This is a genomic window from Halocatena pleomorpha, assembly GCF_003862495.1.
GTDB lineage: Archaea > Halobacteriota > Halobacteria > Halobacteriales > Haloarculaceae > Halocatena > Halocatena pleomorpha.
Genome location: NZ_RRCH01000021.1, coordinates 97,144 through 124,039, shown reverse-complemented (window position 1 = coordinate 124,039; position 26,896 = coordinate 97,144). Strand labels below are relative to the sequence as shown.

25 protein-coding genes and 1 tRNA gene are annotated in these 26,896 nt (G+C 58.0%); 18 read left to right on the top strand and 8 right to left on the bottom strand.

Features of this window, described 5'->3' with window-relative positions; all coding sequences use genetic code 11:
* Positions 1-185: 185 nt before the first annotated feature.
* Both EIK79_RS09790 and EIK79_RS09785 read right to left on the bottom strand, forming a co-directional pair.
* Positions 186-767, bottom strand: a complete 582-nt coding sequence (locus EIK79_RS09790; RefSeq protein WP_124954931.1) for a metal-dependent hydrolase — start codon at positions 765-767, stop codon at positions 186-188.
* A 2-nt stretch (positions 768-769) separates the two neighbouring features.
* On the bottom strand, positions 770-1,741 hold the full coding sequence (locus EIK79_RS09785; RefSeq protein WP_124954930.1) for a DUF1616 domain-containing protein: 972 nt from the start codon (positions 1,739-1,741) through the stop codon (positions 770-772).
* A gap of 342 nt (positions 1,742-2,083) precedes the next feature.
* Here EIK79_RS09785 and EIK79_RS09780 point away from each other — a divergent pair, with 342 nt between their 5' ends.
* The 8 genes from EIK79_RS09780 (at position 2,084) to EIK79_RS18450 (ending at position 10,308) form a co-directional block, all read left to right on the top strand.
* Positions 2,084-3,187: a DegT/DnrJ/EryC1/StrS family aminotransferase gene (locus tag EIK79_RS09780; protein ID WP_124954929.1), complete on the top strand. Its 1,104-nt coding sequence runs from the start codon at positions 2,084-2,086 to the stop codon at positions 3,185-3,187.
* Positions 3,180-4,175, top strand: a complete 996-nt coding sequence (locus EIK79_RS09775; RefSeq protein ID WP_124954928.1) for a Gfo/Idh/MocA family protein — start codon at positions 3,180-3,182, stop codon at positions 4,173-4,175. Before EIK79_RS09780 ends, EIK79_RS09775 begins: the two co-directional genes overlap by 8 nt.
* Positions 4,176-4,356: 181 nt before the next feature.
* On the top strand, positions 4,357-4,941 hold the full coding sequence (locus EIK79_RS09770) for an acyltransferase (RefSeq protein WP_124954927.1): 585 nt from the start codon (positions 4,357-4,359) through the stop codon (positions 4,939-4,941).
* Positions 4,938-6,332, top strand: a complete 1,395-nt coding sequence (locus tag EIK79_RS09765) for a nucleotide sugar dehydrogenase (protein WP_124954926.1) — start codon at positions 4,938-4,940, stop codon at positions 6,330-6,332. Before EIK79_RS09770 ends, EIK79_RS09765 begins: the two co-directional genes overlap by 4 nt.
* Positions 6,325-7,614: a nucleotide sugar dehydrogenase gene (locus EIK79_RS09760; RefSeq protein ID WP_124954925.1), complete on the top strand. Its 1,290-nt coding sequence runs from the start codon at positions 6,325-6,327 to the stop codon at positions 7,612-7,614. Before EIK79_RS09765 ends, EIK79_RS09760 begins: the two co-directional genes overlap by 8 nt.
* A gap of 17 nt (positions 7,615-7,631) precedes the next feature.
* Positions 7,632-8,654 (top strand): DUF354 domain-containing protein, encoded by a 1,023-nt coding sequence (locus EIK79_RS09755; RefSeq protein ID WP_124954956.1) that lies wholly within the window; start codon positions 7,632-7,634, stop codon positions 8,652-8,654.
* A complete protein-coding gene (locus tag EIK79_RS09750; RefSeq protein WP_124954924.1) occupies positions 8,638-9,564 on the top strand; it encodes a glycosyltransferase in 927 nt (308 codons plus the stop codon). The genes EIK79_RS09755 and EIK79_RS09750 overlap by 17 nt, the downstream gene beginning before the upstream one ends.
* Before the next feature lie 48 nt (positions 9,565-9,612).
* Entirely contained in the window at positions 9,613-10,308 is a 696-nt protein-coding gene (locus EIK79_RS18450) for a DUF7344 domain-containing protein (RefSeq protein ID WP_221621722.1), read from the top strand.
* A gap of 237 nt (positions 10,309-10,545) precedes the next feature.
* On the opposite strand, the gene EIK79_RS09740 is transcribed toward EIK79_RS18450, so the two are convergent.
* A complete protein-coding gene (locus EIK79_RS09740; protein WP_124954923.1) occupies positions 10,546-12,726 on the bottom strand; it encodes an oligosaccharide flippase family protein in 2,181 nt (726 codons plus the stop codon).
* A 393-nt stretch (positions 12,727-13,119) separates the two neighbouring features.
* Between EIK79_RS09740 and EIK79_RS09735 the strand changes: the two genes are divergently transcribed.
* Both EIK79_RS09735 and EIK79_RS09730 read left to right on the top strand, forming a co-directional pair.
* On the top strand, positions 13,120-13,962 hold the full coding sequence (locus EIK79_RS09735; protein ID WP_185715580.1) for an alpha/beta hydrolase: 843 nt from the start codon (positions 13,120-13,122) through the stop codon (positions 13,960-13,962).
* A 379-nt stretch (positions 13,963-14,341) separates the two neighbouring features.
* A complete protein-coding gene (locus tag EIK79_RS09730; RefSeq protein WP_124954921.1) occupies positions 14,342-14,917 on the top strand; it encodes a hypothetical protein in 576 nt (191 codons plus the stop codon).
* A gap of 18 nt (positions 14,918-14,935) precedes the next feature.
* Here the strand turns inward: EIK79_RS09730 and EIK79_RS09725 are convergent, their stop codons facing one another.
* The gene (locus EIK79_RS09725) at positions 14,936-16,579 is read right to left on the bottom strand and encodes a S8 family peptidase (RefSeq protein ID WP_124954920.1); all 1,644 of its coding nucleotides are present in this window, start codon (positions 16,577-16,579) and stop codon (positions 14,936-14,938) included.
* A gap of 174 nt (positions 16,580-16,753) precedes the next feature.
* On the opposite strand from EIK79_RS09725, the gene EIK79_RS09720 reads away from it, so the two are divergent.
* The 3 genes from EIK79_RS09720 (at position 16,754) to EIK79_RS09710 (ending at position 18,754) form a co-directional block, all read left to right on the top strand.
* Positions 16,754-17,194, top strand: a complete 441-nt coding sequence (locus tag EIK79_RS09720; protein WP_124954919.1) for an NYN domain-containing protein — start codon at positions 16,754-16,756, stop codon at positions 17,192-17,194.
* A gap of 40 nt (positions 17,195-17,234) precedes the next feature.
* Complete coding sequence (locus EIK79_RS09715) at positions 17,235-18,080, top strand: TatD family hydrolase (RefSeq protein ID WP_124954918.1); 846 nt, start codon at positions 17,235-17,237, stop codon at positions 18,078-18,080.
* 83 nt (positions 18,081-18,163) lie between these two features.
* On the top strand, positions 18,164-18,754 hold the full coding sequence (locus EIK79_RS09710) for a DUF2150 family protein (protein ID WP_124954917.1): 591 nt from the start codon (positions 18,164-18,166) through the stop codon (positions 18,752-18,754).
* Positions 18,755-18,956: 202 nt separating this feature from the next.
* Here the strand turns inward: EIK79_RS09710 and EIK79_RS09705 are convergent, their stop codons facing one another.
* Complete coding sequence (locus EIK79_RS09705; RefSeq protein ID WP_124954916.1) at positions 18,957-21,374, bottom strand: AAA family ATPase; 2,418 nt, start codon at positions 21,372-21,374, stop codon at positions 18,957-18,959.
* Between the two features lie 393 nt (positions 21,375-21,767).
* Between EIK79_RS09705 and EIK79_RS09700 the strand changes: the two genes are divergently transcribed.
* The 4 genes from EIK79_RS09700 to EIK79_RS09685 all read left to right on the top strand — a co-directional run bounded on the left by EIK79_RS09700 (position 21,768) and on the right by EIK79_RS09685 (position 23,162).
* Complete coding sequence (locus EIK79_RS09700; protein WP_124954915.1) at positions 21,768-22,136, top strand: hypothetical protein; 369 nt, start codon at positions 21,768-21,770, stop codon at positions 22,134-22,136.
* 164 nt (positions 22,137-22,300) lie between these two features.
* On the top strand, positions 22,301-22,657 hold the full coding sequence (locus tag EIK79_RS09695) for a hypothetical protein (protein ID WP_124954914.1): 357 nt from the start codon (positions 22,301-22,303) through the stop codon (positions 22,655-22,657).
* A gap of 128 nt (positions 22,658-22,785) precedes the next feature.
* The gene (locus EIK79_RS09690) at positions 22,786-23,019 is read left to right on the top strand and encodes a hypothetical protein (protein ID WP_124954913.1); all 234 of its coding nucleotides are present in this window, start codon (positions 22,786-22,788) and stop codon (positions 23,017-23,019) included.
* Positions 23,020-23,087: 68 nt separating this feature from the next.
* Positions 23,088-23,162 (top strand) — tRNA-Val (locus EIK79_RS09685).
* A gap of 126 nt (positions 23,163-23,288) precedes the next feature.
* Here EIK79_RS09685 and EIK79_RS09680 read toward each other — a convergent pair.
* The 3 genes from EIK79_RS09680 to deoC all read right to left on the bottom strand — a co-directional run bounded on the left by EIK79_RS09680 (position 23,289) and on the right by deoC (position 25,963).
* Positions 23,289-24,545, bottom strand: a complete 1,257-nt coding sequence (locus EIK79_RS09680) for a hypothetical protein (RefSeq protein ID WP_124954912.1) — start codon at positions 24,543-24,545, stop codon at positions 23,289-23,291.
* A 215-nt stretch (positions 24,546-24,760) separates the two neighbouring features.
* Complete coding sequence (locus EIK79_RS09675) at positions 24,761-25,294, bottom strand: cob(I)yrinic acid a,c-diamide adenosyltransferase (RefSeq protein WP_124954911.1); 534 nt, start codon at positions 25,292-25,294, stop codon at positions 24,761-24,763.
* A 33-nt stretch (positions 25,295-25,327) separates the two neighbouring features.
* Positions 25,328-25,963, bottom strand: a complete 636-nt coding sequence (deoC, locus tag EIK79_RS09670) for a deoxyribose-phosphate aldolase (protein WP_124954910.1) — start codon at positions 25,961-25,963, stop codon at positions 25,328-25,330.
* Positions 25,964-26,052: 89 nt separating this feature from the next.
* Here deoC and EIK79_RS09665 point away from each other — a divergent pair, with 89 nt between their 5' ends.
* Positions 26,053-26,853: a DUF63 family protein gene (locus EIK79_RS09665; protein ID WP_185715579.1), complete on the top strand. Its 801-nt coding sequence runs from the start codon at positions 26,053-26,055 to the stop codon at positions 26,851-26,853.
* The last annotated feature ends 43 nt before the right edge of the window (positions 26,854-26,896 follow it).

The following is a 26,896-nucleotide window of genomic DNA, read 5'->3' as shown; positions in this document are numbered from 1 at the left end:
AGAATATAGTACTGTGACTGCCAACAAGTTCGGTTTAAGGAAAAATAACATGCTAGTACTCTACTAGCTATGAAAACAATACATACATCATTCAGCCCGTTTGGATTTATTTCCAATTATTATCAATTGTTTTCTCACGTAGTGGTTACAATATAATTATCGAGCATCAACCGCACGGCGACCCGTTAGTTCGAGGGTGTGAGAAGCCGTCGCACCTCGGAAACGCCTGGTGCGCCATCGAAGAGCCAGACGAGAAAGGCGAGCATTACGGGACCGAAATACACCGCGAGTAGGACCAGCACGGCGGTCACACCTTCGTCCGCGAAGAAATTGAGGAACGAAATAATGTACGCCTCCACGCGAGCGAGTCCGCTGAGATCAGTGGTGTACGGCGGGAGCGTCACGACCGGCCACATCACACGCGCGAACGTGTAGGGATTGCCGGAGAACAGCCCGAAGAGGAGATCACCGACGATGTGTGACCAGTATCCGAGGAGGAACGCCAGTCCGTATCGGGTTCGTCGTCGCCATACAGCACACGCGACGACGAGTACGCCGAAAGGGACTGCGACGAACACCGAGTGAGCGACTGAATACCCCTGTGGGAACAGTTCGAGCACCCACGAGAGCGTTTTGTCGACGAGATCGGGGAGTTGGGTCCCGATCAGGAGCACGATCACTGGATACCCCTGTGGCGTTCGACCGAACAACCGGGAGCCAAAGGAGTACAGCAGATAGCCGAACGCGGCGTGACCCCATGGCCACATCGTTATGAGCTCCCTAGGGCGGCTGCGGAGTCAAAAACCGCTGGTTGGGCGAGTGATTCCTGCTCTTCGCCGTCGGACGAGGAGAGCTGGAATCGAGTGAAGTACTCAGTGGAGTTGAGAGAGTGCTGGTCGGGCGCGGTTCCTTCGTACATGTAGAAGGTGAGCTGGTTCCCATCGCTAGGTGGGGTGTACCTGATTCGTCCTTCCGCGCCGGCGTCAATGGTTCGAGTCGTTTCGTTGATCACCTCACCGTCGTGGGTGACGACGACCGTGTACTCTTGGGTCGCACTCCCGTTGTTCCAGATCACTGCCGTCACTGGTCGGTCCTCCATAACCGCGGTCTCTGCTGCTTGGGCCGAGAGGTCGCCGGTGCTCTCGTTCTGTGCGACGACGAGGAGTCCGGAGTTGGAAGACTGAACCGGATCTAGGAAGACGAATCCGGCGGTGCTGGCCGCCAGTATGAGCAAGCTGAACCCGAACAGTCCAAGGAAGCTGGCGTCCATCGGGATCCCTTCTGTGGTGATCTCGATGGTGAAGCGCTCTTCTGGTGGGAGAACGATCCGGCGAGCGACAGCAAAAATGACCATCGATCCGGTGAAACCGAACAGCATGACTGCGATCCGTCGTGTGTCAAAGCCGACTGTGAAGTTCAGCGCGAAAACGACGAATGCAACGATAGCGAGACTGAGCGCGATCGACAGCACGAGCCGCTCAATGTTGCCCAGCAGAAAGTCAGTCTCGGAACCCTGCTGGGCGCGCCGGGTCTGTGATCCCCACGGCTGGCGACCACGGCGCGATCGAGACAGTTCGCTTTCTTCAGGGAACAACGCCGAGAGAAATGCATACCCGGGCAGAAACACGAGGAGCGGGTAAACAAGCGCGGTTCTTGCCGGTCCGTCGAGCGTAAACAGGGCCACACCCGCCACAGCCGACAAAAGCGCGACAGCGACGAGATCAAGCAGCCAGCGTACCATTTAGCAGCTGTAGCGGTTCGAAGAGGTTAAAACTCACTAGACTGTTTCCATCGTTGCAGTTTTGATTCCGAGCGAAGACGCTCGAACTGTGTTCTCACGCGGGGAGAAACGGCTGATGGAGAGAATCGCCCACCGGAGAGGCTGGAAACAGATCACAACAGTGCCACCGACTACCTCGGTGAGTGCATTAGACAACCTATAATAAAGAGCAACGAGTTCGTGGTAAGCGAAAATGCACGGGTTGAGGCACCAAGACCAGAAGCGACGTCTGAGCGTTGAGCTCAGCAGGCAGTGGGATGTCAGGGGTCGTAGCGCGCGACGAGTGAGTGGGGTGAGCTAACCGTGTCCGAGATACCGATCGCCAATCCACAACTCGGAGAAACGGAGCGAAACGCGGTACTCGACGTGCTCGACGCCGGCGACCTCGCGGCTGGCGCGGAAGTCGACGCGTTCGAGGAGGCGTTCGCTGAATTCTGTAACGTTGAGCACGCCGTCGCGACCACGAACGGAACGACCGCGCTCCACACAGCGCTCGTCGCCGCTGGGATCGGTGATGGGGACACCGTGATCACAACGCCGTTTTCGTTCGTCGCAACAGCGAACGTGATCCAACTCGCGGGAGCCGAACCGGTGTTCGCTGACATCGATCCATCGACGTACGCGCTCGATCCAGCGGCGGTCGAGGCGCGCATTCAGGAACTGGATGGGGATGTCGATGCGATCATGCCGGTCCATCTGTTCGCGTTGGCGGCAGACATGGACCAGTTTCGGGAGCTTGGCGAACGGTACGACGCAACGATCGTCGAAGACGCAGCCCAAGCCCACGGCGGCCGATATGACGGGGAGCCGATCGGGTCGCTCGGAGATGTCGCGTGTTTCTCTTTCTATCCAACTAAGAATATGACCTCCGGGGAAGGGGGGATGATCACGACTGACGACGAATCGATCGCGTCTGCCGCTCGGCAGTTCATCAACCACGGCCGAACTGACGGTGGCTACGGCTACGAACACGCTTCCCTCGGACACAACTTCCGGATGACGAACATCGCGGGGGCGATCGGCCGCAACCAGCTCCCGCGTCTCCCCAACTACGTTGAGCAGCGTCGGGAGAACGCGGCCCGCCTGACCGACTATCTGGAAGCGACGCCCGCCGTGACGCCCACCGAACCGGACGGGCGATACCACGCCTACAACCAGTACACGATTCGGTGTGGCAACCGGGACGCGGTACAGGAAACGCTCACTGAAGCAGGAATCGGCTCAAGCATCTACTACCCCACGCCGATCCACCAGCTACCGGTGTACGACGGACACGACGTATCGATGCCGGTCGCTGAACGATGCGCCGAGGAAGTGCTATCCTTACCGGTTCATCCGTCGCTTTCGGACGCAGACGTGGATCGAATCGGCGAAACGATGCGAGACTGTGAGGTCGAACATGTCTGAACGGTCGCTTCGGGCGGGGGTGGTCGGCGTTGGGAGCATGGGCCAAAACCACGCTCGGGTGTACAACGAGCTGTCTGAAACTGAGCTCGTTGGTGTCGCTGACGCGAACGCGTCGCGTGCGCAGTCGGTCGCGTCGGAGTACGGCACGGACGCCTACTCGATCGCTTCGCTACTCGATCAGGTGGATATGGTATCCGTCGCTGTTCCAACCCAGTATCACAGCACGATCGCACGCGACTGTATCACTGCCGGCGTAGACCTCCTCATCGAAAAGCCGTTCGTCGGAGATCCGGCAGAGGGCCGCGATCTCATTGAACGCGCTACCGAGCGTGATGTCATTCTACAGGTCGGACACATCGAGCGGTTCAATCCGGCAGTGAGAGCGCTCATGGGGATGGTCGACGATCTCGACATCATCGGTCTCAACGTCGAACGGTTGGGACCACCACCGAGCCGCGCCATCGAGGACACCGCCGTCATGGATCTCATGATCCACGACGTTGAGATCATGCTGGCGATCGTTGGCGAGCCGGTCGTGTCGGTGCAGGCCGCCGGAAACCACAAAGGACGATACGCCGAATCGTTGCTCGAATTCGAATCAGGGATCGTCGGGCAGTTGAGCGCGAGCCGGGTGACCCAGCGGAAGATACGGCGACTCACGATCTCCGCAGAAAGCTGTTGGGTCGAACTCGACTACATCAACCAGTCAGTCGAGGTTCACCGACAGTCTTCTTCGGAGTTCGTCAATAAGGGTGATATTCACCACCGCCATTCGAACGTCGTCGAACGACTCTCGATCGACCAAACCGAGCCTCTGAAAAACGAATTAACGTCGTTCGCAGCCACGGTTCAGAACCGCGAGGACCCGATCGTGACGGGCGAAGACGGACTCCGGGCGCTCGAACTAACCCAGACGATCGATACGAAGGTGAACGACGAAACGGCAGAGAGACAATCCAGTCCATTTTCCTACTCAGCCGTCGATTGACCAGTAAACGACGCGGAAGCGACGAAACACACAAGTCGATTCACACCGATGACAACTGAACGATCATGAAGCAACGAGAAATCACACGCGAACGGCCAGATTCGGGGTCGAAGACGGGCAGTACCAACGCGACCGGGAATGTGATCAGCAAAACAGATACGGTGAACAGGAGGGTCATCCGATGACCGCGTACGACGCGGGCGTTAACGCCGACATCGACGAGCGAGCGACCGTCGGATACCGACACGACGAGGACGCATCAGCCACGGTGTTGGGCGACGATGCACGAATCCGAGCTGGCACGATCATCTACACAGACGTAGAGGTCGGAGACGACTTCACCACAGGTCACCGGGCGCTCGTGCGAGAGGAGACGACGATCGGAGACTCGGTGATCGTCGGCACGGACGCCGTTATCGACGGGACGACGACCATCGGCTCGCACGTGAGTCTTCAAACCGGGGTGTATGTGCCGAGCGCTACGGAGATCGGTGACAACGTGTTCATCGGACCCCGAGGCGTGCTGACGAACGATCCCTATCCTGTGCGCCGGGATGTCGATCTCGTCGGACCGACCATCGAGGACGGCGTCTCGATCGGGGCGAACGCGACGATACTTCCCGACGTGACCGTTGGAGAGGGCGCGTTCGTCGCCGCTGGAGCCGTGGTTACGAGGGACGTACCGCCGAAGACGCTGGCGGTCGGCACGCCGGCAGTGCACCAACAGCTACCACAGGAACTGACCCCGGAGAACATGTTACGATGAGCGACTCACAGGCGACACGCGTCGGACTGTACAATTCGGAGGCACCGAGCGCAGAACAACGAAATGCCCTGACGAACGGATCGGTTCCGGTGTCGGTGACTGGACTCGGGAAGATGGGACTGCCCCTCGCAGCAGTGTACGCCGACGTGACTGGCAACGTCACCGGCGTCGATATCGACCGAGCAGTAGTCGATCAGCTCACAAACGGGGGGTGTCACATCACCGGCGAGCCGGAACTCCCCGAACTCGTCTCGGAGTTAGTCGCAGACGGCAAGTTCACCGCAACCACCGACGGCGCGGCAGCCGCCCAGAACGCGCGCGTTCACGTCGTGATCGTCCCGACGCTCATCGATGAGAACGACCAGCCGGATCTATCGGTGATGGAGACAGCCATGCGTACGATCGCGAACGGACTCGAACCGGGCGACATCGTGATCGCGGAATCGACGTTGCCACCACGGAGCTGTGTCGACCGGTTGCTGCCGGTGCTCGAAGCCGAAAGTGGCTTGTCGCTCGGGGAGTTCGGCATGGCTTTCTGTCCTGAGCGAACCGCGAGTGGTCGGGCACTCGAAGACATCCGAGGAGCATATCCGAAGATCGTTGGCGGACTCGACGCGGAAAGCACGCGAGTGGCCGAACTCATCTACGGAGAGATCAACGATAACGAGATCGTCACAGTTTCGGACGCGACGACCGCGGAAGCGGTGAAAGTGTTCGAAGGAGTTTACCGCGATGTCAACATCGGATTGGCGAACGAGCTGGCTCGCCTGACAGAGGAGTTTGACATCGATGTGACCGAAGCCATCGACGCCGCGAACACACAGCCGTTCTGTGAGATTCACCAGCCCGGGGCGGGCGTTGGCGGACACTGCATTCCGTACTACCCCCGGTTCGTGATGGGGACCGTCGAGAACGAGACGCCGGTGATGGAGCAGGCGCGGAAGACGAACGAAGCGATGCCCCACTACACGGCGACCCACGCGCTCGATGGACTCCGAGCAGAAGGGATCGACCCGGAAGACGCGGCGGTGCTGGTGTTGGGACTGACATACCGGCCCGGCGTCGATGAAATCCGTGCCACACCAGCACTGCCGATCGTCGAGGAGTTAGACAGCGCAGGCACAACTGTGACCGCCGTCGATCCGGTGAACAGCCACACCGAGCCGTTCGAGGTGGCAGGAGCGACGATCGTCTCGATGGCGGAACTGGGCGAAGCCTACGACGCAGTCGTGCTCGTAACGCCACAACCGGCGTTCGACGATCTCGACGTTCCTGCGCTCGGGCCGACGGACGCGGACCGACGGCTCGTGCTCGTCGACGGTCGACAAGAACTGAAAAGCCTACGTGATCACGACGCAATTCATTACCGAGGAATAGGTATCAATGTCTGAAACATCGACGATCTGTATTATCGGTCAAGGGTACGTTGGATTGCCACTGGCGCTGGCGTTCGATCAAGAGGGGTACGATGTCATCGGCTACGACATCAGCGAGCAGAAGATCGACACACTTGCGGCGGGCACCGATCCGACGGGCGACCACGGTGATGAGACGATCGCTGACAGCGACATCACCTTTACGACGGACGCGAGCACGCTTGAACGCGCGTCGTACATCATCATCACGGTTCCGACGCCAGTCGACGATTCGAAGAATCCCGATCTCTCGTTCATCGAGGCGGCCGCCACAACGGTTGGCGAGCACGTCTCCGAAGAGACGACGGTCGTGCTCGAATCGACGGTGTATCCGGGCGTCACCCAAGACGTTCTGGGTCCGGTCATCGAAGAGAATTCTGGGCTGACCGTTGGGGACAAACTGTCGTTGGGGTACTCGCCCGAACGGCTCTCCCCTGGAGACGCCGGTCGTGGACTGCGCGAGGTGACGAAAATCGTCAGCGGATCCGACGAGGAAACGCTAGACCGACTCGCGGAGCTGTACGGGTCGGTTGTTGACGCTGGGATCTACCGCGCGCCCACCATCGAGACCGCAGAGGCCGCGAAAGTGACGGAGAACGTCCAGCGCGACATCAACATCGCGTTGATGAACGAGCTGTCGATCGTCTGTGAGCATATGGATCTCGACACCAAGGAGGTGCTCGACGCAGCCGGCTCAAAGTGGAACTTCCACCAGTACCGCCCCGGACTCGTCGGCGGCCACTGCATTCCGATCGATCCGTTGTATCTCGCCCACGGCGCAGAGCGGGTCGGCTACCGGCCACAGCTCATCATGCAAGGACGAGAAGTCAACGAGTACATGCCAAAACACACAGCGGAACTCGCGTTACAGGCACTCAACCGGAGCGGAAAGGTGCTCAAAGAGTCGCGGATCCTCGTGTTGGGACTCTCGTACAAGCCGAACGTCGGAGACATCCGCACCTCCCAAGTCCGCGGCGTGATTCGTGCGCTTGCGGAGTACGGCGTCGACGTGGTTGGCTACGACCCACACGTCGATCCCGACACCGCGCGCGAGTCGTTCGGCATCGAGATCCAATCCGAGCTGTCGTTTTCGGAATTCGACGGCGTAGTACTTGCGACCGGCCACGAGGAGTTCACGACGCTGTCGCCTGAGACGGTTGCGGCCGAACTCAACGAGAAGCCGATCCTCGTCGACGTGGCGAGGACGTGGGAGAAAGACCGAGCGATCGAAGCGAACTTCGATTACAACCGGCTGTGATCGAGGACCGAACGCCAATGCACTACTGTATCACGATCCAGCACCCAGCACACGTTCACTTCTTTAAACACGCGGTCAGGGAACTGCGGTCCGACGGTCACGAGGTATCGGTGTTCGCACGTGACAAGGAGGTGGCCGTCGATCTCCTCGAAGCGTACGACATCGATCACGAGGTGCTCGTCAACGGACAGTCGAACGGGATTCAGGGACTACTCGTCGACCAACCCCGTTGGGAGTATCGGCTGCTTCAGCGCGCGCGTGAGGAACAGCCCGATGTGATGGCTGCGATCGGGGGAACAGCCGCGGCCCACGTCGCAACGATCTGCGGGGCTACAAGCGTTGTGTTCACCGACACCGAACACGCGCCGGGGAACGCAATTACGTTCCCCTTCGCTGATGAGATCTGGACACCGACGTGTTTCACCGACGAGACGAGGACACAACACGAACGATACGACGGCTATCACGAGCTCGCCTACCTCCATCCGAATCGGTTCGATCCGGATCCGAGCGTCCTCGATAGCGTTGGTCTCGAACCTGACGAGCGATACGTCGTACTTCGCTTGGTCTCGTGGGACGCCTCTCACGATGTCGGTGAAAGCGGATTCGACGACGTGACCGACGTTGTCGATCGACTCGAAGCCACTGGCGCGCGCGTGCTTATCACCTCAGAGACGGAGCTACCAAGTACTCTCGAAGACAATCGCGCGACTGTCGCTCCCCACCGGATGCACGATCTGCTGGCGTACGCTGATCTCTTCGTTGGAGAAGGCGCGACGATGGCGGTCGAAAGCGCGGTGCTTGGGACGCCAGCGGTGTACGTGAACACGCTTCGGATGGGCTACACCGACGAGATCGAAGCCAAATACGGCTTGCTGTACAACTGCCAAGGATCGTACCGCCATCACAACGCGCTCGAAACCGCCGTCGACATCCTCACCACAGACACCGATTGGGACGAACGCCGTCAGCGACTGCTGGCAGAGACGGTCGACACAACCGACGTAATCCTGAACGCACTCGATGACAACCGAAACTGATCCAACTGATCTTCGCGTCCTGCAGGTGACGACCTCGAACCGGTCGTTCTTCCAGCAACAGGTGCAGGTGCTAGAAGAACGCGGCGTCGAGTGTGAAACGTTGGTTGTCCCCCGTCCCCGATCAGGGGGGCGCGGTCCACGGGAGTATCTGAGTGCGTATCTCCAACTGCTCGGTAAAGGGATCGCTGATTTCGATCTCGTGCACGTGAACTACGGGCTGATCGGTCCGCTCGCGCTCTGTCAGCCCACTCGACCGGTCGTGATGACGTTATGGGGCTCAGACGTGATGGGACCGCGGTGGCTCCGGGAAGTGAGTCGCGTTGCTGCACGGGGGAGTGACGCCGTCATTGCGCCGTCGAAACCGCTTGCTCGCCAACTCGACGTCCCACACGAATTCGTGCCCTTTGGCGTCGACACCGACCTGTTCGAACCGACAGACCGTGATGCTGCCCGCGAGCGCGTGGGATGGGACACCGACGAACGGGTCGTTTTGTTCCCCTACGATCCGGACCGGCCGGTCAAAAACCACGAACTGGCCGAGCGCGTCGTTGCCCGCGTTCCGAACGCGACGCTCAAGACGGTGACGGGGGTGGCCTACGAGGCGGTACCCGACTACATGAACGCAAGCGACGCGTTGCTCGTGACATCTGACTACGAGAGCGGACCGATGAGCGTCTGTGAGGCCACGGCCTGTAACCTCCCTGTCGTCTCACGAGACGTGGGCTTCGTATCTGACGTGCTGGAGGGAGTCGAACCGACTGGGATTGCAGACACTGAAGACGAACTCGTCGCTGCACTCACGGACGTGCTCGACGCCGAAAAGCAGTCAAACGGACGATCGGTTCTCGACCGAGGTCTCGATCGACTCGGACGGGATCTCGTTCGCGTCTATCAGAAGGTTCTTAACTGAATCGGACACTTACCCACACTGAAGGCGCCCTTTCCCTGGCACATAGGGATGAGTACTATGAATGCAGTGGCGAACACAGACGCTGGTGTAGATACGAATCCAGAACCGCGAGCAGGTGAGGACTCACGTTCGACGGCGTCGGACGACCGCCCGTCCGAACTGTCGAAAGACGAACTGTTTCACCTGCTTCAGAATCAACGACGGCGACAAGTGTTGGAGTTTCTTCAGGATACGGACGGCGAAATCAACATGCGCGACATCGCGGAACAGGTCGCGGCGTGGGAAAACGACACGACAATCGACGCGCTCGATTCCAACGAGCGCCAGCGCGTGTACATCGCTCTGTACCAATCCCACCTTCCCAAACTCGACGAGGCCGGTGTACTCACGTACAACCAACAGCGCGGCATCGTCTCGCGGACGGCACTGGCCGACCAACTCGATGCGTATCTCAACATCGAGCCGTCGGTTCCCGACGGTACGGCTCGAACTTCATCCACTACGGCAGCAACACCCGACCACACCGACGACAGTGACACATCGACAACAGAGGCACAACGCACACAGACGCGTTTCCTCCGCTACTACGGAGCGGCGACAGTCGGTAGCGTCCTGTCGATCGCTGTGTCTATGGCCGACATCATCGCGCTGTCACAGGGCGTTCTGGTGATGTTCATCACGGCACTGTTCGCGATGATAACAGTCGGAATCGCGGCCCAACACCACGAAGTACTACCGAGCTGAACGAGATAGCGTACCGCACACCCTGTCGTGATTTCGATTGAATCGGTGCTGAGTTCGACAGGGGACGTTCTCAATTTAGGCGAACCGTACAGCAATCTCACAGCCGGCCGTATCGTTTCCGTCGCTGTCGCTGTCTTCTACTGGCGTCTCAGAGCCAGATTCACGGTCGATCTCCCACTACCATCTGCCGAGTAAAACGGCAGCGGACGAACAATTACGAATCACCGCACTCGACGCCTATCCGACGTGGATCGTCGGGTCCGACAGTTGGAACTCGAAGAGTCCGTCGTCTTCCGTCGTGGTGCCTGGGGCCGGCGTGGAGGGTGGTGTCGTGGTGCCGTTGATTGGCGAAACGGTCGTCGTCGTGGTGTCATTAGCCGGTGGGGCGGCCGTCGTTGTCGTGGTGTCGTTAGCCGGCGGGGCGGCCGTCGTTGTCGTGTTGTTGATTGGCGAAGCGGGCGTTGTCGTGGTGTTGCCAGCCGGCGAGGCGGACGTCGTCGTGTCGTCGACTGGTGGTGGTACACTGCCGCCGTCGTCTGAGGGGGTCGGCACAGTAACCGCATCGTCAGTTGGTGAAGATGGCGTAGGGGATGGCGTCGACGTGTCCGATGGTGTCAGATCTGGTGTGAGTCCCACAGTCCCGTTATAGCTCGGCCCGCTGCTGTCGGACGGTGGAGACGGCGGTTGATCCACGATCGATCCGAGCACGCCTTCGTCCGCCGATCCGAACGGTGTCATAGCCAACAGCGGGAATCCAGCGGCCATAACAGCCCCGCTGACGATCACGATCACCGCCGCCAGCCCAACGATCAGTTTGATCGCAGACGCCCGGCTCTGTTCGTTTCCGAACTGTTTGGACGCCTCAAACCGGCGTTTAATCGGCCGAACGGTCGACCCGACGGGGTCGGGGATTTTTACGAGGATTTCGAATATCTCCCCGAGATCGATCGCGCCCGTGGCGATGGCAATCAACGAGTAGAGCAGAAAGCCCAGCGGCGGGACAACCAAGATGGAGATGGGAATCGTCCCGAGAATGCCAAGCCACTCGAGACCCAGATCAGCGAACGTCGTCGCGCCGAACGACAACGACATAATGGCGATGACGCTGGCGCTGAGGATTGCCGTTGCGCTGATCCGACCCATACGGGCGTTTTTGAACGGGTAGTATCCCAGTACCCGCGCGCCCCATGCTTGAAAGAGCGGCAGTGACCCGTATCCGATCGAGGTCGACAGCGCTGCTCCGAGCATCCCATACTGCGGAATGAGCAGGAAGTTGAGAGAGAGATTTATCACGGCCGCAACCCCGGTCGCGATGATCACGGTCCGCATGTTCCCACTCGCCTGATTGATCGTCAACAGAGGGCGGGCGATCGCGAACCCGACCGTGCCGGGGAGCAAGATGAGCAGCGGCGTTACCGCTGGTTCCATCTGGACACCGAGATACATCGGTACGAATACTGGTGCGAGCGCCCCGAGACCGATCGCCAACAGCAACATCAACAACAGGACGTACCGGGTCGACCGCGTCGCCAACTCCTCGATTTTCTGCAGGCGGTCGTTGTTCCAGTGATCCGATGTGGACTGGATCATGAGCCCTTGCAGCGCCGTCGGAAGCAACCACAGGAACTGGGCTAGGGTGATTGCACCCTTGTAATAGCCAGTCAACGTACTGTTGGTAAACGAAGTGAGCATGAGGATGTCAAATTCATACATCGACTTCAGTAAGAAGAAGTACACAATAGAATTGTGATTGAAATTAAATAGCTCTCTTCGAGGGAAATCAGATGGCGTCGATTGGAACAGTGATTTGAGTGAGACCGATTTCGAGACGTAGATGAATCCGACGACGAATCCGATCATGCTCGCTAGGATCTGTCCGACAAAAACGCCAGCGACCCCATAACCGAGGAACGCAAGCACGATCGCAGTGACGTAGTACGTGATCTTGTACACTACGTTCAGCATCCCTCCAATGTGTTCGAGTTTCAGTCCCATCAGCGCCCGCCGAACGTACTCGCGGAACTGTGCCGCGAACACGAGCAGTGCTAAGAGGTAAACGTAGGGAGTGTATTTGGGACTGAAGATCATTCCAACGATACCGAACTCAGCAGCGAGCACTAACACGACCGCTGCGATGAGCGCGAAGATGAGCGCGAGCCGGAAGTAGTACGCGAATACGTTGCTCTTCCATGTATCGCTCTCGTGTTCTTCAGCGATGAACTTGCGGACTCCACCGTTGATGCCCGAACTGACGAGAATCATCAACAGACCGAATCCCGCGGACAGCGTCCCAAACTCCCCATACGTAGTGGGACCGAGAACACGGATGAGGAGGGGAGAAAACAGCGCCTGTGCAACTAGGATCAGCACCTGTGACCCAGCAACCGCGGCAAATGCAGTAACGAGATTCCGTTTCACGCGTTATCCACAACGAATGTGAGCCGGGTGGTTTTCTTTATCGGTTCGCTTCGACGGAGCGGCAAATCCCATCGACATCGAGAACCAACGATCATCCGGTCAAGTAAGTCATCTCGAAGAAGGTGGTATGAGGGCATAGCAATGTCGGTATTTGGCGTACTGTTACTATACCACTTACACACATTATTATAGACCATCTAATGGCTCGCTGATGTGTGGAAGAGCGGCAAGATAGATAACTCATATATCATATACACATATCGATCGTTGTACCGCCGTGGGTCCAGTGAGGAACGTTCAAGAGTGACAACTGTTTCAATCGTTGAAAAACAGTTGTAATCAGATTTATGTGGCGGATAGTAATATCGACGGATCACACAGTAGGGATAGACGATGGACCACTCAATTAGCAGACGACAGACCATGAAGCTGTTCTGTGGATTGGCTGCTACTGGCAGCCTTGCTGGCTGTACAGAAGACAAAAGCCCGGCTGAGAACACGACAACGACCGAGCCGGAATCGACGGCCCCGGCGACGCGAACCACACCACCGTCGACGGAGACGACAGAATCGACCACAGAACCGACGACAGCTGAGCCAACCACAACCGAATCGACAACCACGGAAACGACGACACAATCGAGTGGCAAGGAGGTCTCATTTTCGACGAACGATGACCGAACGGTGAAAGGAACGCTGTACGGAAGCGGTTCCTGCGCGGTCCTTTTCGTTCCAGGAGATGAATCCGACAGAGCCGCCTGGGAACCCCAAGCAAGCACGGTTGCAGGGGAAGGCCACACCGCGCTGACAGTGTCGCTAGACGCCAGCAGTCGTGGCGTCACAAAAGCCAAGACGGTCGCCGGTGCCGTCTCGTATCTCCGGGAAAAACAGAGCGCAAAAACAGTTGTTGCCGTTGGTGCAAGCTCTGGAGCCAGCGCTATCGTGAGAGCAAACACGCTCTCCGGAACGAGTATCGACGGCTCAGCCATCATCTCAGTGGGTGATGCAGTGAGCTACGCACCCGAACTCTCCGGTCGGCTCCTGTTCGTTGTCGGCAAGAACGACAAGAAACGATACGTCCAAGCCACCAGCATGATGCACCAGCAAGCACCCAATCCGAAACGGATCGAGAAACTCCCGACCGACGGACACGGACGAGGTATCTTCGACACTGATCAAGGCAGTGCGCTCGAAAACATGATCATCAAATTCTCGAACACCGTGTGTTCTGGGTAACGGAGCTCAGTGGGACTATCGACGGCACCTGTTACAATTATTTGGTACCCATGGCTGCGTAAAAACAGCTGTGTCGCTGTTCTGGGTGAGAGTAATAGTATTATTTACTGACGATATCTAAACACTTATGGGGAAGATAACTAAGGAGGTGTACCTACTAGGAGAAACTGCGCCTCCAGTAGAGGCGTTCTGACTGCACGGGTCGAAACGGGATATCGGGCCCTATGTGCCATCGCTATACCAGTTACACCCGGTAACCCGTTGGTAGCGTGCTCGTGTCTCCGAAAGGAGACATATTAATACTACAGTGTCATTTCTCCCAATATTACTCAAATTCTGATGAGTTAAAATAATTAAGCATCCCCCTACTAAGTAGCACATGGGAAATCGCGATAATCGACGGTCACGGTCACGACGTGACCGAGACAGGCGGTCATCTCGGGGTGGGGATCAGTCAACCGGGAAACAGCGCCTCGTACAGGGAGGATTGGTACTTGCTGGGATCGGGTTGTTCGCTGTCGGCATCCTCATCGCGGTTCTTGGAGGCTTTCCATCGCCACTCAGTCTCAACGATACGTCGACACCAGAACCATCAACACCATCACCAGAACAGACAGAATCGCAGCCAGATCCGGCCACCGAGGAACCAGTGGATACCACGACATCCGTTTCGAACCCAACCGTCCCCACTACAGCCCCATCGACCACTCCCCAAGCACCGAGCACTCCGACGGAGACAACGACCACTACGACTACGTCCGAAACGCCAGCCACTCCGACGGAGACAACAACAACCACTACGACCACTACCGAAACGTCATCCACGCCGACATCAACCCCTGAACCGACCTCCACTCAGACGACAACGACAGAAGCGACACCGTCACAACCAACTACACCGAAAGATCCGATTCTGCCTCCTGAGCTCAGCACAGACACAGAATCCGAAGAATAAACGGTGTCACGGGAGTCGTTACGCGAATTCTTCGAACGACAACGTGAACTCCCCGACACCACTAAAGGAGTCGACAGTTGCGTATAGAGGAGCGATCGCTTTCGGCGGTTCTATCGTGATACGTTCATGACTGTTGCTCGACTGTCCGGAGTAGTCGTGTCGGCCGCCGGTCGGAAGGATGTCGCGCCCATCGATCACGTACAGATCGAGATCGGCATCCGACGGTCCGGTAAGGGTAATCACGACTTTGCTCGGCGAATCGTACCCCCACCCATAGGAGAAGTAGTTTTGCGGTTTGGAGTCCGAAACAGCACCACTCACGTCGGTCGTCGTCGACTCGATACCGGAACCACCACCGTCCGTGTTCCGACCCGAACCCGTCTCAGAGTCGGCAGGATCCGGCTGCGTATCCGATTCAGGAGTGGAATCGGATCCGTCCGTTTCACCGGGTTGCGTCGTGATTGCCGCACCGGCGTCGACTCGACCGACACCCTGTTTCGTTTCCGGAAGTCCGGTGTCGACGGCGGTGTTTCTGAGATGAGTTCGTAGCTCTTCGTTCGTCAGGTCGTATTGGGCGAGAGTGAGCGCTGCAACTCCTGAAACCACCGGTGTCGCCATCGACGTTCCGGAAGCGGAGTTGTAGCCATCCTCAGTCCACGTTGAGACGACGTTCGTCCCGGGAGCAGTCAGTTCGATCGCGTCGCCGTAGTTCGAATAGGAGGCTAGTGATTCGTCTGGGTCCAGCGCGGACACGGCGACACACTCGTCGTAGGCTGCGGGGTAGGTCGTCTCGCCGCTTCCACTGTTACCGGCAGCGACAACGACGAAGGCACCGTTGGAACTGGCGTATGTGACGGCGTTTTGCATCGTCTGGGAACGACCACCTCCACCGAGCGAGAGATTGATGATGTCTGCCCCTTGATCAACCGCCCATTCGATGCCGTCAGCGATGTCGGACACGGATCCCCAACCGCCCTGATTCAACACGCGGGCAGACAACAGGGTCGAGTCACTGATACCAGAGACGCCCTGGTCGTTGTCCGTGTTCGCTCCCGCGATTCCCGCCACGTGTGTTCCGTGGGGTTCATTCGAAGGATCTTCTGGGTACGGATCGTTGTCACCGTCGACGAAGTCCCGGCCGGGAGACGACGCCATGTTTGGTTCCAGATCTGGATGGTCGTACTGAACGCCTTGATCAACCAGGGCGATCGTCACGTCGGAACTTCCGAGCGTTTCTTCCCACGCCGTGGGTGCACTGACTGCCTCCGCAGCGTACTGATCCTCGTAGCGAGGATCGTTCGGCAGGAACTGGGCGTGGTACGTCTCGTTTTTTTCCACGTATTTAACCGGACCAGAGTCCGAGATCGCCTCAGACAGCGCCTGGTGCGTCTGGGTAGTGATTTCCTCGTCCCCAGGTAGTTCGACGGCAGCGTAGCCGATCGTGTCGTTCTCGTGGACGACACTCGCCGAACTCGGGAGATACGAGTCGACTTCCTGCTGTGGACGATTCCGTCCAACGCCGACGCCGACGATCCACTCAGTCGGCTTCGGTCCCGGATCACGGCCGGGTGTTGCTGAAGCAACGCCCGAAAACCCCCCCAAGCCGGCGGCTCCACTCAATCGAAGGAACATTCGTCGGTCAAGCCCCGAACGGCCCATCATATTCTGGTTAACAGAATTAGCAATAATACGTTAAAGCTTACTATATCACCACACAATTTCCTGTTATACGGCCATTACCTGATAACCGATTAACACGAACCGTGGTCGAACAGCCGTGGTGGCAGGGAACCGTGTTCTAGTAACGACTTTCAGGCATGAGCGCCTGCAATAGACATGGAGAGGCTTTATAACCGATTTTCCGGTAAATCTCGGATTGGGGTGTTCGTGGATGGGCCGAACGTGCTCCGGTCGGAATTCGACGTTGATCTCGACGACGTGCGATCAGCGACACGAGAGCACGGGCAGGCGGTCGTGACACGGTTGTATGTTGACGAGCACGCGACACCTGAACTGATCCAAGCCGCCGAGGCCCGCGGATTCGAGATCGTCGTGACGAGTGGGGATGTCGACGTGAAACTCGCGGTCGACGCCGCCGCAGCGGCTGCTCGTGACGAGTTCGATACGTTAGCGATCGTGTCTCGAGATATGGATTTCAAGCCCGTTCTTGAGACGGCGGCGAGAGAAGGAGTACGGACGCTCGCCGTTGCGCCCGGAGAGTACGGACGCTCGGACGGATTACAGAACGCGGCTCACACTGCGATCACGCTTGAGTGACGACGGGTTTTTCTCCGCAGGATACAGAGCCACTTAAACCATGAGTGAGACGCCATCGACACCGATACTTGACGATCATCTCCACCTTGATCCGGTGAACGGCCGTGGTGTCGCCGCGGCCGAAGCGTTCACTGCCGTGGGTGGGACGCATCTGCTCGTGTTGAACAAACCGTCGTGGCACTACGGAAATGATGTCTCGGACGCGGACGATTTTCGCGCGGGATTCGAACACACCCTCGACGTGACGCGCCGGTCATCGGCGGTGCTGCCGGGCCGTGCGTGGGCGGTGCTTGGCGTTCACCCAACGTTGATTTCACAGCTCATAGACAGGGGATTCACGCCCGAGGAGGCGCGCGATCTCATGCAGACGGGACTCGATGTGGCCGCTGAATACGTTGCCTCAGGCGACGCGCTCGCGCTCAAATCAGGACGGCCACACTACGAAGTTGACGACGCCGTCTGGAGTGCTTCGAACGCGGTGATGCAACACGCGTTCGCACTTGGAGCCACTCACGACTGTGCCGTCCAACTCCACACTGAAGGTGGAGAAGAGTTCACCGAAGTCACACAGTGGGCAGCCGACGCCGGAATGGCTCGTCACCGCGTGGTAAAACACTATGCTGAGGGACGGATAACCGGTCCGACGCCCAGCGTCCTTGCTGATAAAGAGGAGTTACTTCGGGCAGCCGAGGCGGGCGAGCCGTTCATGATGGAGACGGATTTCATCGATGATCCCGAACGACCGGGAGCTGTACTGGGACCGAAAACCGTGCCGCGCAGAACTGCATGGCTCCGCGATCAGGGCTACGAGACCGCCCTCGAAATTGCCCACGTCGAGACACCCCACCGCGTGTACGACATCGATACAATCGAGACGCTTGAGTGAGATAGCTACCCCGTCTTGATGTTTGTCCAAAAACCGACGGTGAGTGAGAAAGGCATATCATCGACTGGCTGTTGTATCGAGATATGAGTGCTCCCGAGGGTGAGTATTACACCGAAGAGCGTTGGCAGAACTGGATCGACCGGTTGACAGCAGAAGAGATCGACCTCGAAGACGAAGAATCGGGGCGTCTCCTCCAAAATTTCCAGGACGACACAGTCATTGCGATCGCAAAGATCGTCTCCGATTACGACGACGAAATGCTCGACGAGGAGACGGCATTATCAGAACTCGCTGATGTGCGCGAGATTGTACTCACGGATCTCGAACTCGATGAAGAAAACACACTGATGTTGGTGAACGCCGTGCAGACGGCACTCGTCTGTGTGTTTTATGCCGCAGAAGAATACGTCGTCGACGACGAAACCGAAACGGACGTGGAACAATGTATTCACGCCGCGCGCGACGCAGAAGCCCAAGAGGAATTCGAAACAGCACTCGGCTACTGTGCGCAAGCGGGGTCTGCCATCATCGCCGGAGAAGAACTCCCGCCCGACGCTGGCGAAGAGATCGAGTACGGCCCAGTGGCCGATTGGATCACTGGCCTTCGAAGCCTTCAAGGCGCAATGGCCGACCCCGAAGTGGTCGAACCTGAAGATAGCGAATCAGCATCATAACTAAACAGTTCAGACCACGGTTGTTCCTGGAATTCCAGGAACGAAATCACCACGACCAGTACGGCCGTTGAGCGCTCCACATCGAACCAGCGGATCGAGCTACCGATTCGTAGCGGACCCATGGTGAGCTTCAAAGCGACTCACAGACCGGTTCGATGTCGGTGTGATACCCACCCACTCGACACGCCCGCAAGAGCGGGATTCACCGCTTGTCCAAGCTCGCTTGGATCTCGTTGATCGATTCGATCACGTCCTGTTGTGTGACTTCTTCTGGTCCGGTTTCGGTTTTCGCGCGTCGCATCGCCTTCCGGGCGGCCAGTTCGGCAGCGTGTTCGATGTCGCTCGCGACGAATCCCTCAGTCATGGCGCCGATCTGGTCGAGCGAGAGGCCGTCAGTCGGGGCCGTAAGGGAGGCATCGAACAGCGCGGTTCGGCTGTCCGCGTCCGGTGGGGGAACTTCAATCAGTTCGCTGAACCGACCGGTGCGCAGCATCGCTGAATCGATATCGTCCACTTTGTTGGTCGTTCCGATCACCACAACGTCCTCGTTGTCGTCGTTGAGTTGGGATAGTTCAGCGAGGAACTGGTTGACCATCTGGCGTTCACTTTTGGATTGGTGCGCGCTCCGGTCGGTGGCCAGGGCGTCGATCTCGTCGATGAACACGAGACACGGCTGATTCTGTCGGGCTTCCTCAAACATCGATCCGACGTTTTTCGCTCCTTCACCGATCCATTTGCTGACGAGATCGTTCGCTTTGACACTGATGAACGAACAGTCGAGTTCACCAGCAAGACATTGCGAAACGTAGGTCTTTCCTGTACCGGGGGGACCGTGCAGCAGAACGCCGTTTTCCACGCTCAAACCGTACTCTTCGTGAAATTCTGGCTGTGTGAGGGGGTCGATGATAGTTCGTCGAAGCCGTGCTTTCAACTCGTCTGCACCGACCACATCCGAGAAGTCCATGTCCGGGGATCGCTGGACGTACGACCCAGTCATTCCCTGTTGAGATGTGATCTCCTCGATAGCATCGAACAGATCCGACTCGGTGACGACACTCTCACGACCGGTTTCCTGCTCTCTGGTTGCTGCTTTGACGCTCGCTCGCCGGGCGATCTCAACCATGTCCGACGCCACGAACCCCTCTGTCTTGCGTTTGAACTGACCGAGATCGATCGCGTCGATCGGGGCGTCCATATGCTGATCGAAGATAGCGACACGGGCCTCGGCGTCGGGTGGGGGAACGTGGATCTTCGAGTCGAACCGGCCTGTTCGAAGCATTGCGTCGTCCATGCGATCGGGATCATTCGTTGCACCGATCACGACGATATCGTCTTCGTTGCCGATGGTCGATAGCTCACTGAGCAGTTGGGAAACCAGTTTCGTGTCTTCCGGACGCTGATGGATCCCTGATCGATCGGCAGCGATCGCGTCGATCTCGTCGATGAACACGAGACACGGCTGATTCCGTCGCGCGTCTTCGAACAGTTGTGTCATCAGATCACCCCGTTGTTGATCGATGCTCCCACCGTCGATACTGACGTACTGACACCCAATCTCACCGGCAAGACACTTCGAGATGTGGGTTTTTCCAGTTCCAGGCGGTCCATGAAAAAGCACACCGCTGTTCGCTGCCACGCCGTACTTTTCGTACACGTCGTTACCCGAAAACGGCTCGATGATCTGTCGTCGTAACGTCTCTTTGAGCGACTCCATCCCGGCTACGTCGTCGAAATCCAGATCTGGCGAGTCCTCAACGAGATCCGCTTGTGTGGTAGAACGACCGGTGGCTACGCCGGCAAAGAGTTGGCTCGCGGCGTGTGGATCACCGTTCGACATCGCCTGTGCCACAGCAACCGCTTCCGTGACGAGCGGACTGGGATCGTCGGACAGTTCGTTGAGATCGGCGGGATTTGCTCCGGGGACGTATCCGAACGCGACGCACGCGGCCGCACGAACCTCTGGATCCTCATCGGAACACAGTTCGGATAGCGGCTCTCTGAACTCGTCAGCGCGGTCCGGAAACGCCGCAATGAGGTTGCCAACCGCGAGGGCAGCGTCAGTTTGTACCGACGAATCGGAAGCGGTGAGAGTATTCCGGATGGGATCGGCGTGTTCGATCACGGTCTCAGGATAATCGCGTGCGAAAAACTTCACCGATACAGCCGCGTTAGCACGAACGTCGTGCACTGAGTCGGTGAGGCGACGAACCAGTCGCACAACGATCGTCTCGACATCCTTCGAAGACTGCTTTACGACCTTGCCGGGGGCAACGCGACAGCCGTTGGCAACGACTGCGGCGGCAACAGTTCGCACGCGCCGATCACGCCGACCGAGCAGTGAAATCGCTTCCGCCCCCGCTTCCGGCGTTGAGCGTTCCTGTAACTCGTAGGCTCGCTTCCGGAGCCGATCATTCCACAACGTTCGTATAATGTAAAAATAAAAGATGATGAGCAGCAGTACAGAGATTACAGCAACAACCGCGCTTTTGGCCGCTGTAGAGACAGCGAACTGATCGATGAGCGTATCAAAAATGCCCTGTCCGATGATGACAACAACAGAACACAACACGAGTCCAACTCCCAAACGTATCACCTTCCGATCGCTCCAGTTTGCGCTCATTGTGACCTCCTGATGGCCGTCTGGTTAGTAACAGTTGTCAAAGTGGATGGTACAACAAACAACAGTAGAGAGGAAAGATCCATCATTTTATCTTTCTTTGAAACACTGATTAGTATTATCACTTACACTGTACAGGAACTTCACTCATGCGATACTCACCAACGTGATCGTCCGACCGAGGGAACCATGTATCACGGATGAACAAATATATTCAATAAATATAAATATCCATCCAATACTTTTTTGCCCCCCGTCCAGCGTGATAATTACCACATGGGGCGGATTTCAGATCGTGTTCCTGAATTAGTGTCATCGTCGGCCGGACGGGTGAGAGGTGGGTGCCGTCGCGTGACCCGCACGGTTGTGTGGTGGTGGAACTGCCTCATACGACTTATGACCCAATCCGGGCGAGAAGACCTTCGCATATCAGTAATCGTGATCGTCGGACTCATCGGGCCACTGTGGATCATTCTCGTCGGGGCGCACGATCTCGGACTCAGTGTGGTCGGACGGGTGTTCTGTGCCGGCGGGTGGATGGGTCTCGGGATCGCACCAGTGATAGCAACAGTGTTACAGCTTACGACGATCGTCTTTTTCACCAAGTTCCTCGTCCGATCAATGGTGACACTCGGCCGAGCAGGTCGTCAGACCCCTGAAATTATGAATCCGCTGTTCTCACTCGCGGGGGCACTCCTTCCGACTGTTCTGACTAACGTCCTCCGAGTCGGAGAAAGCAGCATTGCGGTCTGTCTTTCGCTGTGATGAGTCGAGCTTTGACACACCACACCGGAGACCATCTCGTCGTGTCCGCTCCCGACTGAACGCCGGAATCGGAGTTCGGAACTTCCTATCAAATTAGCACAGTTCGGGGACCGAGAATCAAATAACTATACAGGGGTGAAGCGAGAAGACGTACACATCGACCTATGACAATACGCTCGACACTATTTGACACGGTACTCGTCGGTACAAAGGACGGTGCTGGGATCAAGCGCAAGCTGACGATCGCTCTGGTGGCGATCGTTGGTGTGACCATCCTGTTGCGGTTCCGGGGAGATGACACCCAGACGGATGAGGCAGGAGAAGAACCCACAGGGAAAGAGGAGCACAAAGCGGTGAAGACGGAGACGGTCACAGAGGAGAGCACGACCGGCGACACCGGTAGCGCAACGAAATCGCTAACCGATGGGCAGCGAGAGCTAGACATGTTCGACATGCTCGCGATCGTCGCCGCCGCGATCACTGAGGCGAGAGACGAATACCACAAACGGACGGGACGCTGAAACAAATCCGCCCGGATACTCGATCCAACGCCACTCAACACGACTCACACGTCCCGAGCGAGGGATCGAGCCCATCGCCACTCCAAACTGCCAAAAGCACTTTATCCACTCACCGACTACTATGCGGTATGAATAGGCATTTCAAAGACGCGTGGTACTACCTCAAGCGAGCCGGCCAAGAGGGTCGACTCGGAGTGACGGAGACAGTTTCGCCTCTCGAAAAGGATCTCCGTACCCGACTCAGAATGAGATCGGTCGAAACGGAATCCGAACGCACACGGGGCGAGCGACTGAAAGCGGAATTCGAAACGTACCGAGGGCGGGCAAAACGAATGTACCACCGAGCACAAGCCCGGATGTGAACCACATCAGGACGGGCCGCGAAGTCGAAAGGAATCCTTAAGTTACCGCGCTTGTTTCTACCGATTGTGGGTTGGTGATCTAGGCTGGTTATGATACCTCCTTCACACGGAGGAAGTCGGCGGTTCAAATCCGCCCTAACCCATATTCTGGCGCGAACGAACGTGAGCGACTGTACTGAGTTGGCTGATTTGAATCAGGGAGTGGAGCGTGCGGAACGACTGAGATTCAAATCCGCCCCAACCCATGCGCTCGCTTCTCTCGCGCGTAATTATTCGAGCGTCGTGTCCAGCGGCTCTCGCAGTTTCCACACGTCGTTCACCGGTTCAAGGCGGTGAGGTTCGGCTCCTCGTTCAGTAAGGATTCCTGCGTGGTAGAGGATCGCTTTCAACTGAAAGACGGTCGGAGAGTGGAAAACCTCTCCCTCTTTGAGCACAGCAGAACGAAGGTCACCGTTCACATCAAGCACGCGACGGCGAACGTCCTCCGTGCCACGGAGGAACAGCTCCACAGTGAACGTCGGATGGGTAACGTGTAACCACTCAACGAGGTCGACAAGCGACGGCGTCGTGAATCCGTCGTCGTGCATCGTCTGGAGTTCCGTGACGAGGAGTTGTGTTGCCGGGTACGCCCATACGACCCGTCTCGTCAGCAATCCCCATTCAGGAGCGAGTTCACAGAACCGGCGTCTCGACCCGTTCCACGCCTTGAACGACGCCAGCGCAGCGGTAACAGATTCATACCGACGGAAAGCAAACCGGATCACCTCCTCTCCGAGTGGTGTGAGAACGACACCGCTCGGGCGTTCCTTGACAAGACCGAGAAAGGCTGCCCCCCTGCGGGCGCTTTCGACGGCGTTGATGACGTACTCGGAGAAGACGGCAGCGGTGTCATCGGAATGATACAGCGCGAGCGGATATCCGAGGTAATTTTTCGGGTGGTTGAGAGTAAACGATTTGCCAGCGACGCCGTGTGCAGTCGCCTGAAACCGGATCGCAGTCGCGTCGTCGGACGTGCGATTTCCGACAACACGAGGAACTTCGAGCGGCGTGACGGTCCCGCCGGGATCGACACCGAGGACACCGACGTTGAGTTCTCGGGCGAGCGCCCGGTCGGTCTGGGACACGGCGTCGACCGGCGCTGTGACGTACGCGGCGTTGGCTTGGTGGAGACGGTCGTACGCCTGAATGATGCCTGATTCGACAGCTGCCGTTGCAGCGTCGGTGTCCCCTTTTGCCTCGACAGCGATCAGCGGCGATCGCTCACCGAAACGCTCAACCGCAAGCAGTTCCGGCCCGAGCGAGCAGACACCAATGAGATCCGGAAATCCAGAACCCAGTTCGACGCGGTTAAAGGGAGCTAATCGTTCACGGACAGCCGACGGAATGTGCCGACCGGAAAGCCACTCATCCACTGCAAATTGCGTGTCGACGACGGCGTACGTGTTCGACTCTGTGGAATCAGAAAAGAGGTGGTCTTTGGTGTGGGCGAGGACCATCGGCTCCGAAAGCGGAGTTGCGCTTGCCATACGACCGGTCATCTCTCGGTTCCCCAAGAACGGTTACGGTATTGACTATCTGAACTGCGTCGTTTACACAACCAAAACGTTTACAGTCTTTTAGGCACACCTAAAGAATACGGCTCGGAGGTGAGCCGAACTGTACGCATCGGTTCGAAAACGACAGTGGGCGAAAGTGCTGTCGGTTAGCTGTCCTTTCTACCGACAGCACGTCTCTGTTCCTATCAATACGTTGGCGACTCTTCAGTGACACCTTCGCGTTCGTTTACGACTCGCGCGAAGACGAACAGCGCGTCGGAAAGGCGGTTGAGATACGTGATCGCTGTTTCGTTCACAGGTTCGTTCGTCGCAAGCGCGACAGCCCGGCGTTCTGCGCGGCGGACGACAGCCCGCGCGTGATGGAGTTTCGCGCCGGTCGCACTGCCACCGGGGAGGACGAACGACTCTAGGGGATCGAGTTCCTCGTCGCAGTCGTCGATCCACGTTTCGAGGCGGTCGACGTGCGGGTCATCGAGTCGCGGGCTGTCACTGTCTTCGTCGGGATCGGCAAAGTCAGCCTGCACGATGTGGAGATGGTTTTGGATCTCTTGAAGCCGTTCGTCCACATCGTCGTGGCCGGACGGCACGATGACGCCGACGAGCGCGTTGGCCTCATCCACGGTGCCGTAGGCTTCGATTCGCGGGTTCGTCTTCGAGACGCGAGACATGTTTCGGAGATCAGTCTGGCCCTCATCACCACGGCCCGTGTAGATCTTCATGCATCGATACTCGGCTGCGACTGTCTTATATTCTCACGTCAGGTCATTGGCCGCCCGATACTCTTCAACGAGCTGAACGCCGCTTGAGGCACCGATGCGTTCGGCACCGGCTTCAAGGAGTGCTTTCGCTTGGTCGTAGGAACCGATCCCACCACTCGCTTTCACAGGGAGATACTCGCTCATGAGCGCAACATCATCGACGGCCGCACCCCCACTGGCGAAACCGGTCGACGTTTTCACGAAATCCGCACCCGCAGCAGCCGCAAGCTCACAAGCACGGTGTTTCTCCTCGGAGTTGAGCACCGCCGTTTCGATGATTACCTTCACCGGGATCGGAACGGCATCGACAACCGTCTCAATGTCATCACTAACGGCCGTATCTGCACCTGCTTTGAGTTGGCCAACGTTGATGACCATATCGAGTTCGTCACAGCCGTTGCTGTAGGCTTGTTGGGCTTCGTTGCGCTTGGTTTCCGGCGTGTGTTGACCGTGGGGGAATCCGATGACCGTCGTTAACACAACATCCGTTTCGACAGTGGGAACGTAGCAGGGCGGAATGCAGGCGTTCATTCCGTACCGTTCGGCGTCTCGAACAACTCGCTCGGCGTCTGCCGCCGTCGTGTCCACACCGAGGACCGTGTGATCGACGTGACCGGGAAAATCGTCCATACGGGGAGATACACACGGAGTGAAATACGTTCGTCGGTGGTCGTCAGATGTCGGTAGGGCTTTGCCGCCGGCGTCGAACAGTCCGCTCAATGCAACTGCTACCCGAAGGGTTCGTACTCCCGCCGCTGCCGTATCTGGTCGGAATCCTCCTCGTGAGTCTCGTGATCGTGGGCGTGCTCTACCGACGGGCACAGAGAATCACGGAACAGATCGTCGTCGGACTTGCACCGTGGATGGGGGTCGGTGCCGGACTGTACGCACTCGAACAGGCCAGAGCGATCCCGGCGGTGGTTGCACCATTTGCGAGCGCTCCGACGGTGTATCTCACGACGTTCGCCGTCGTGGGAACGATCGTTGCCGTGGTTGGCGACCGCCACCCCGATCGATTCGCAATCGATAGCACGCCCGGTGTGGTGCTCATCACGGGAACTGTGGTGGCCGTCGGCGTGTTTGCCATCGCAGCCGTTGCAGCTGTCCGGTCACCACCGGTCCACGTGTTCTGGCCGGGCGTCGCCGTCGCGGGAGCCACCGCGATCGCCGGAGGCGGCTGGCTCCTGTTCCGGTCATTCCTTCCGACAGTTATCGACGAAACCGGCCGGGCCGGGCTGCTCGTCATATTCGGCCACGCACTCGATGGCCTCTCGACCGCCGTTGGACTGGCGTTTCTGGGCTTCGGTGAGCAGACACCGCTTTCCCAGCTCCTGATCGATATCGGTGGCGTAGGGTTGTTCGTCGTCGTGAAAGTGTTCCTCGCAGTGGTGATCGTCGGTCTGCTTGCCGATTACGTCCGAGAAGAGCCGTCCGAAGGAAACCTACTGCTCGCTGCCATCGCCGCTGTCGGTCTAGGACCGGGCGTTCACAACGTGGTTCTGTTCACCATTGTCGGGTAACGGTGCGTTCGAAGCGGAGACGTTTTTGGGTCGGTCGGATGTA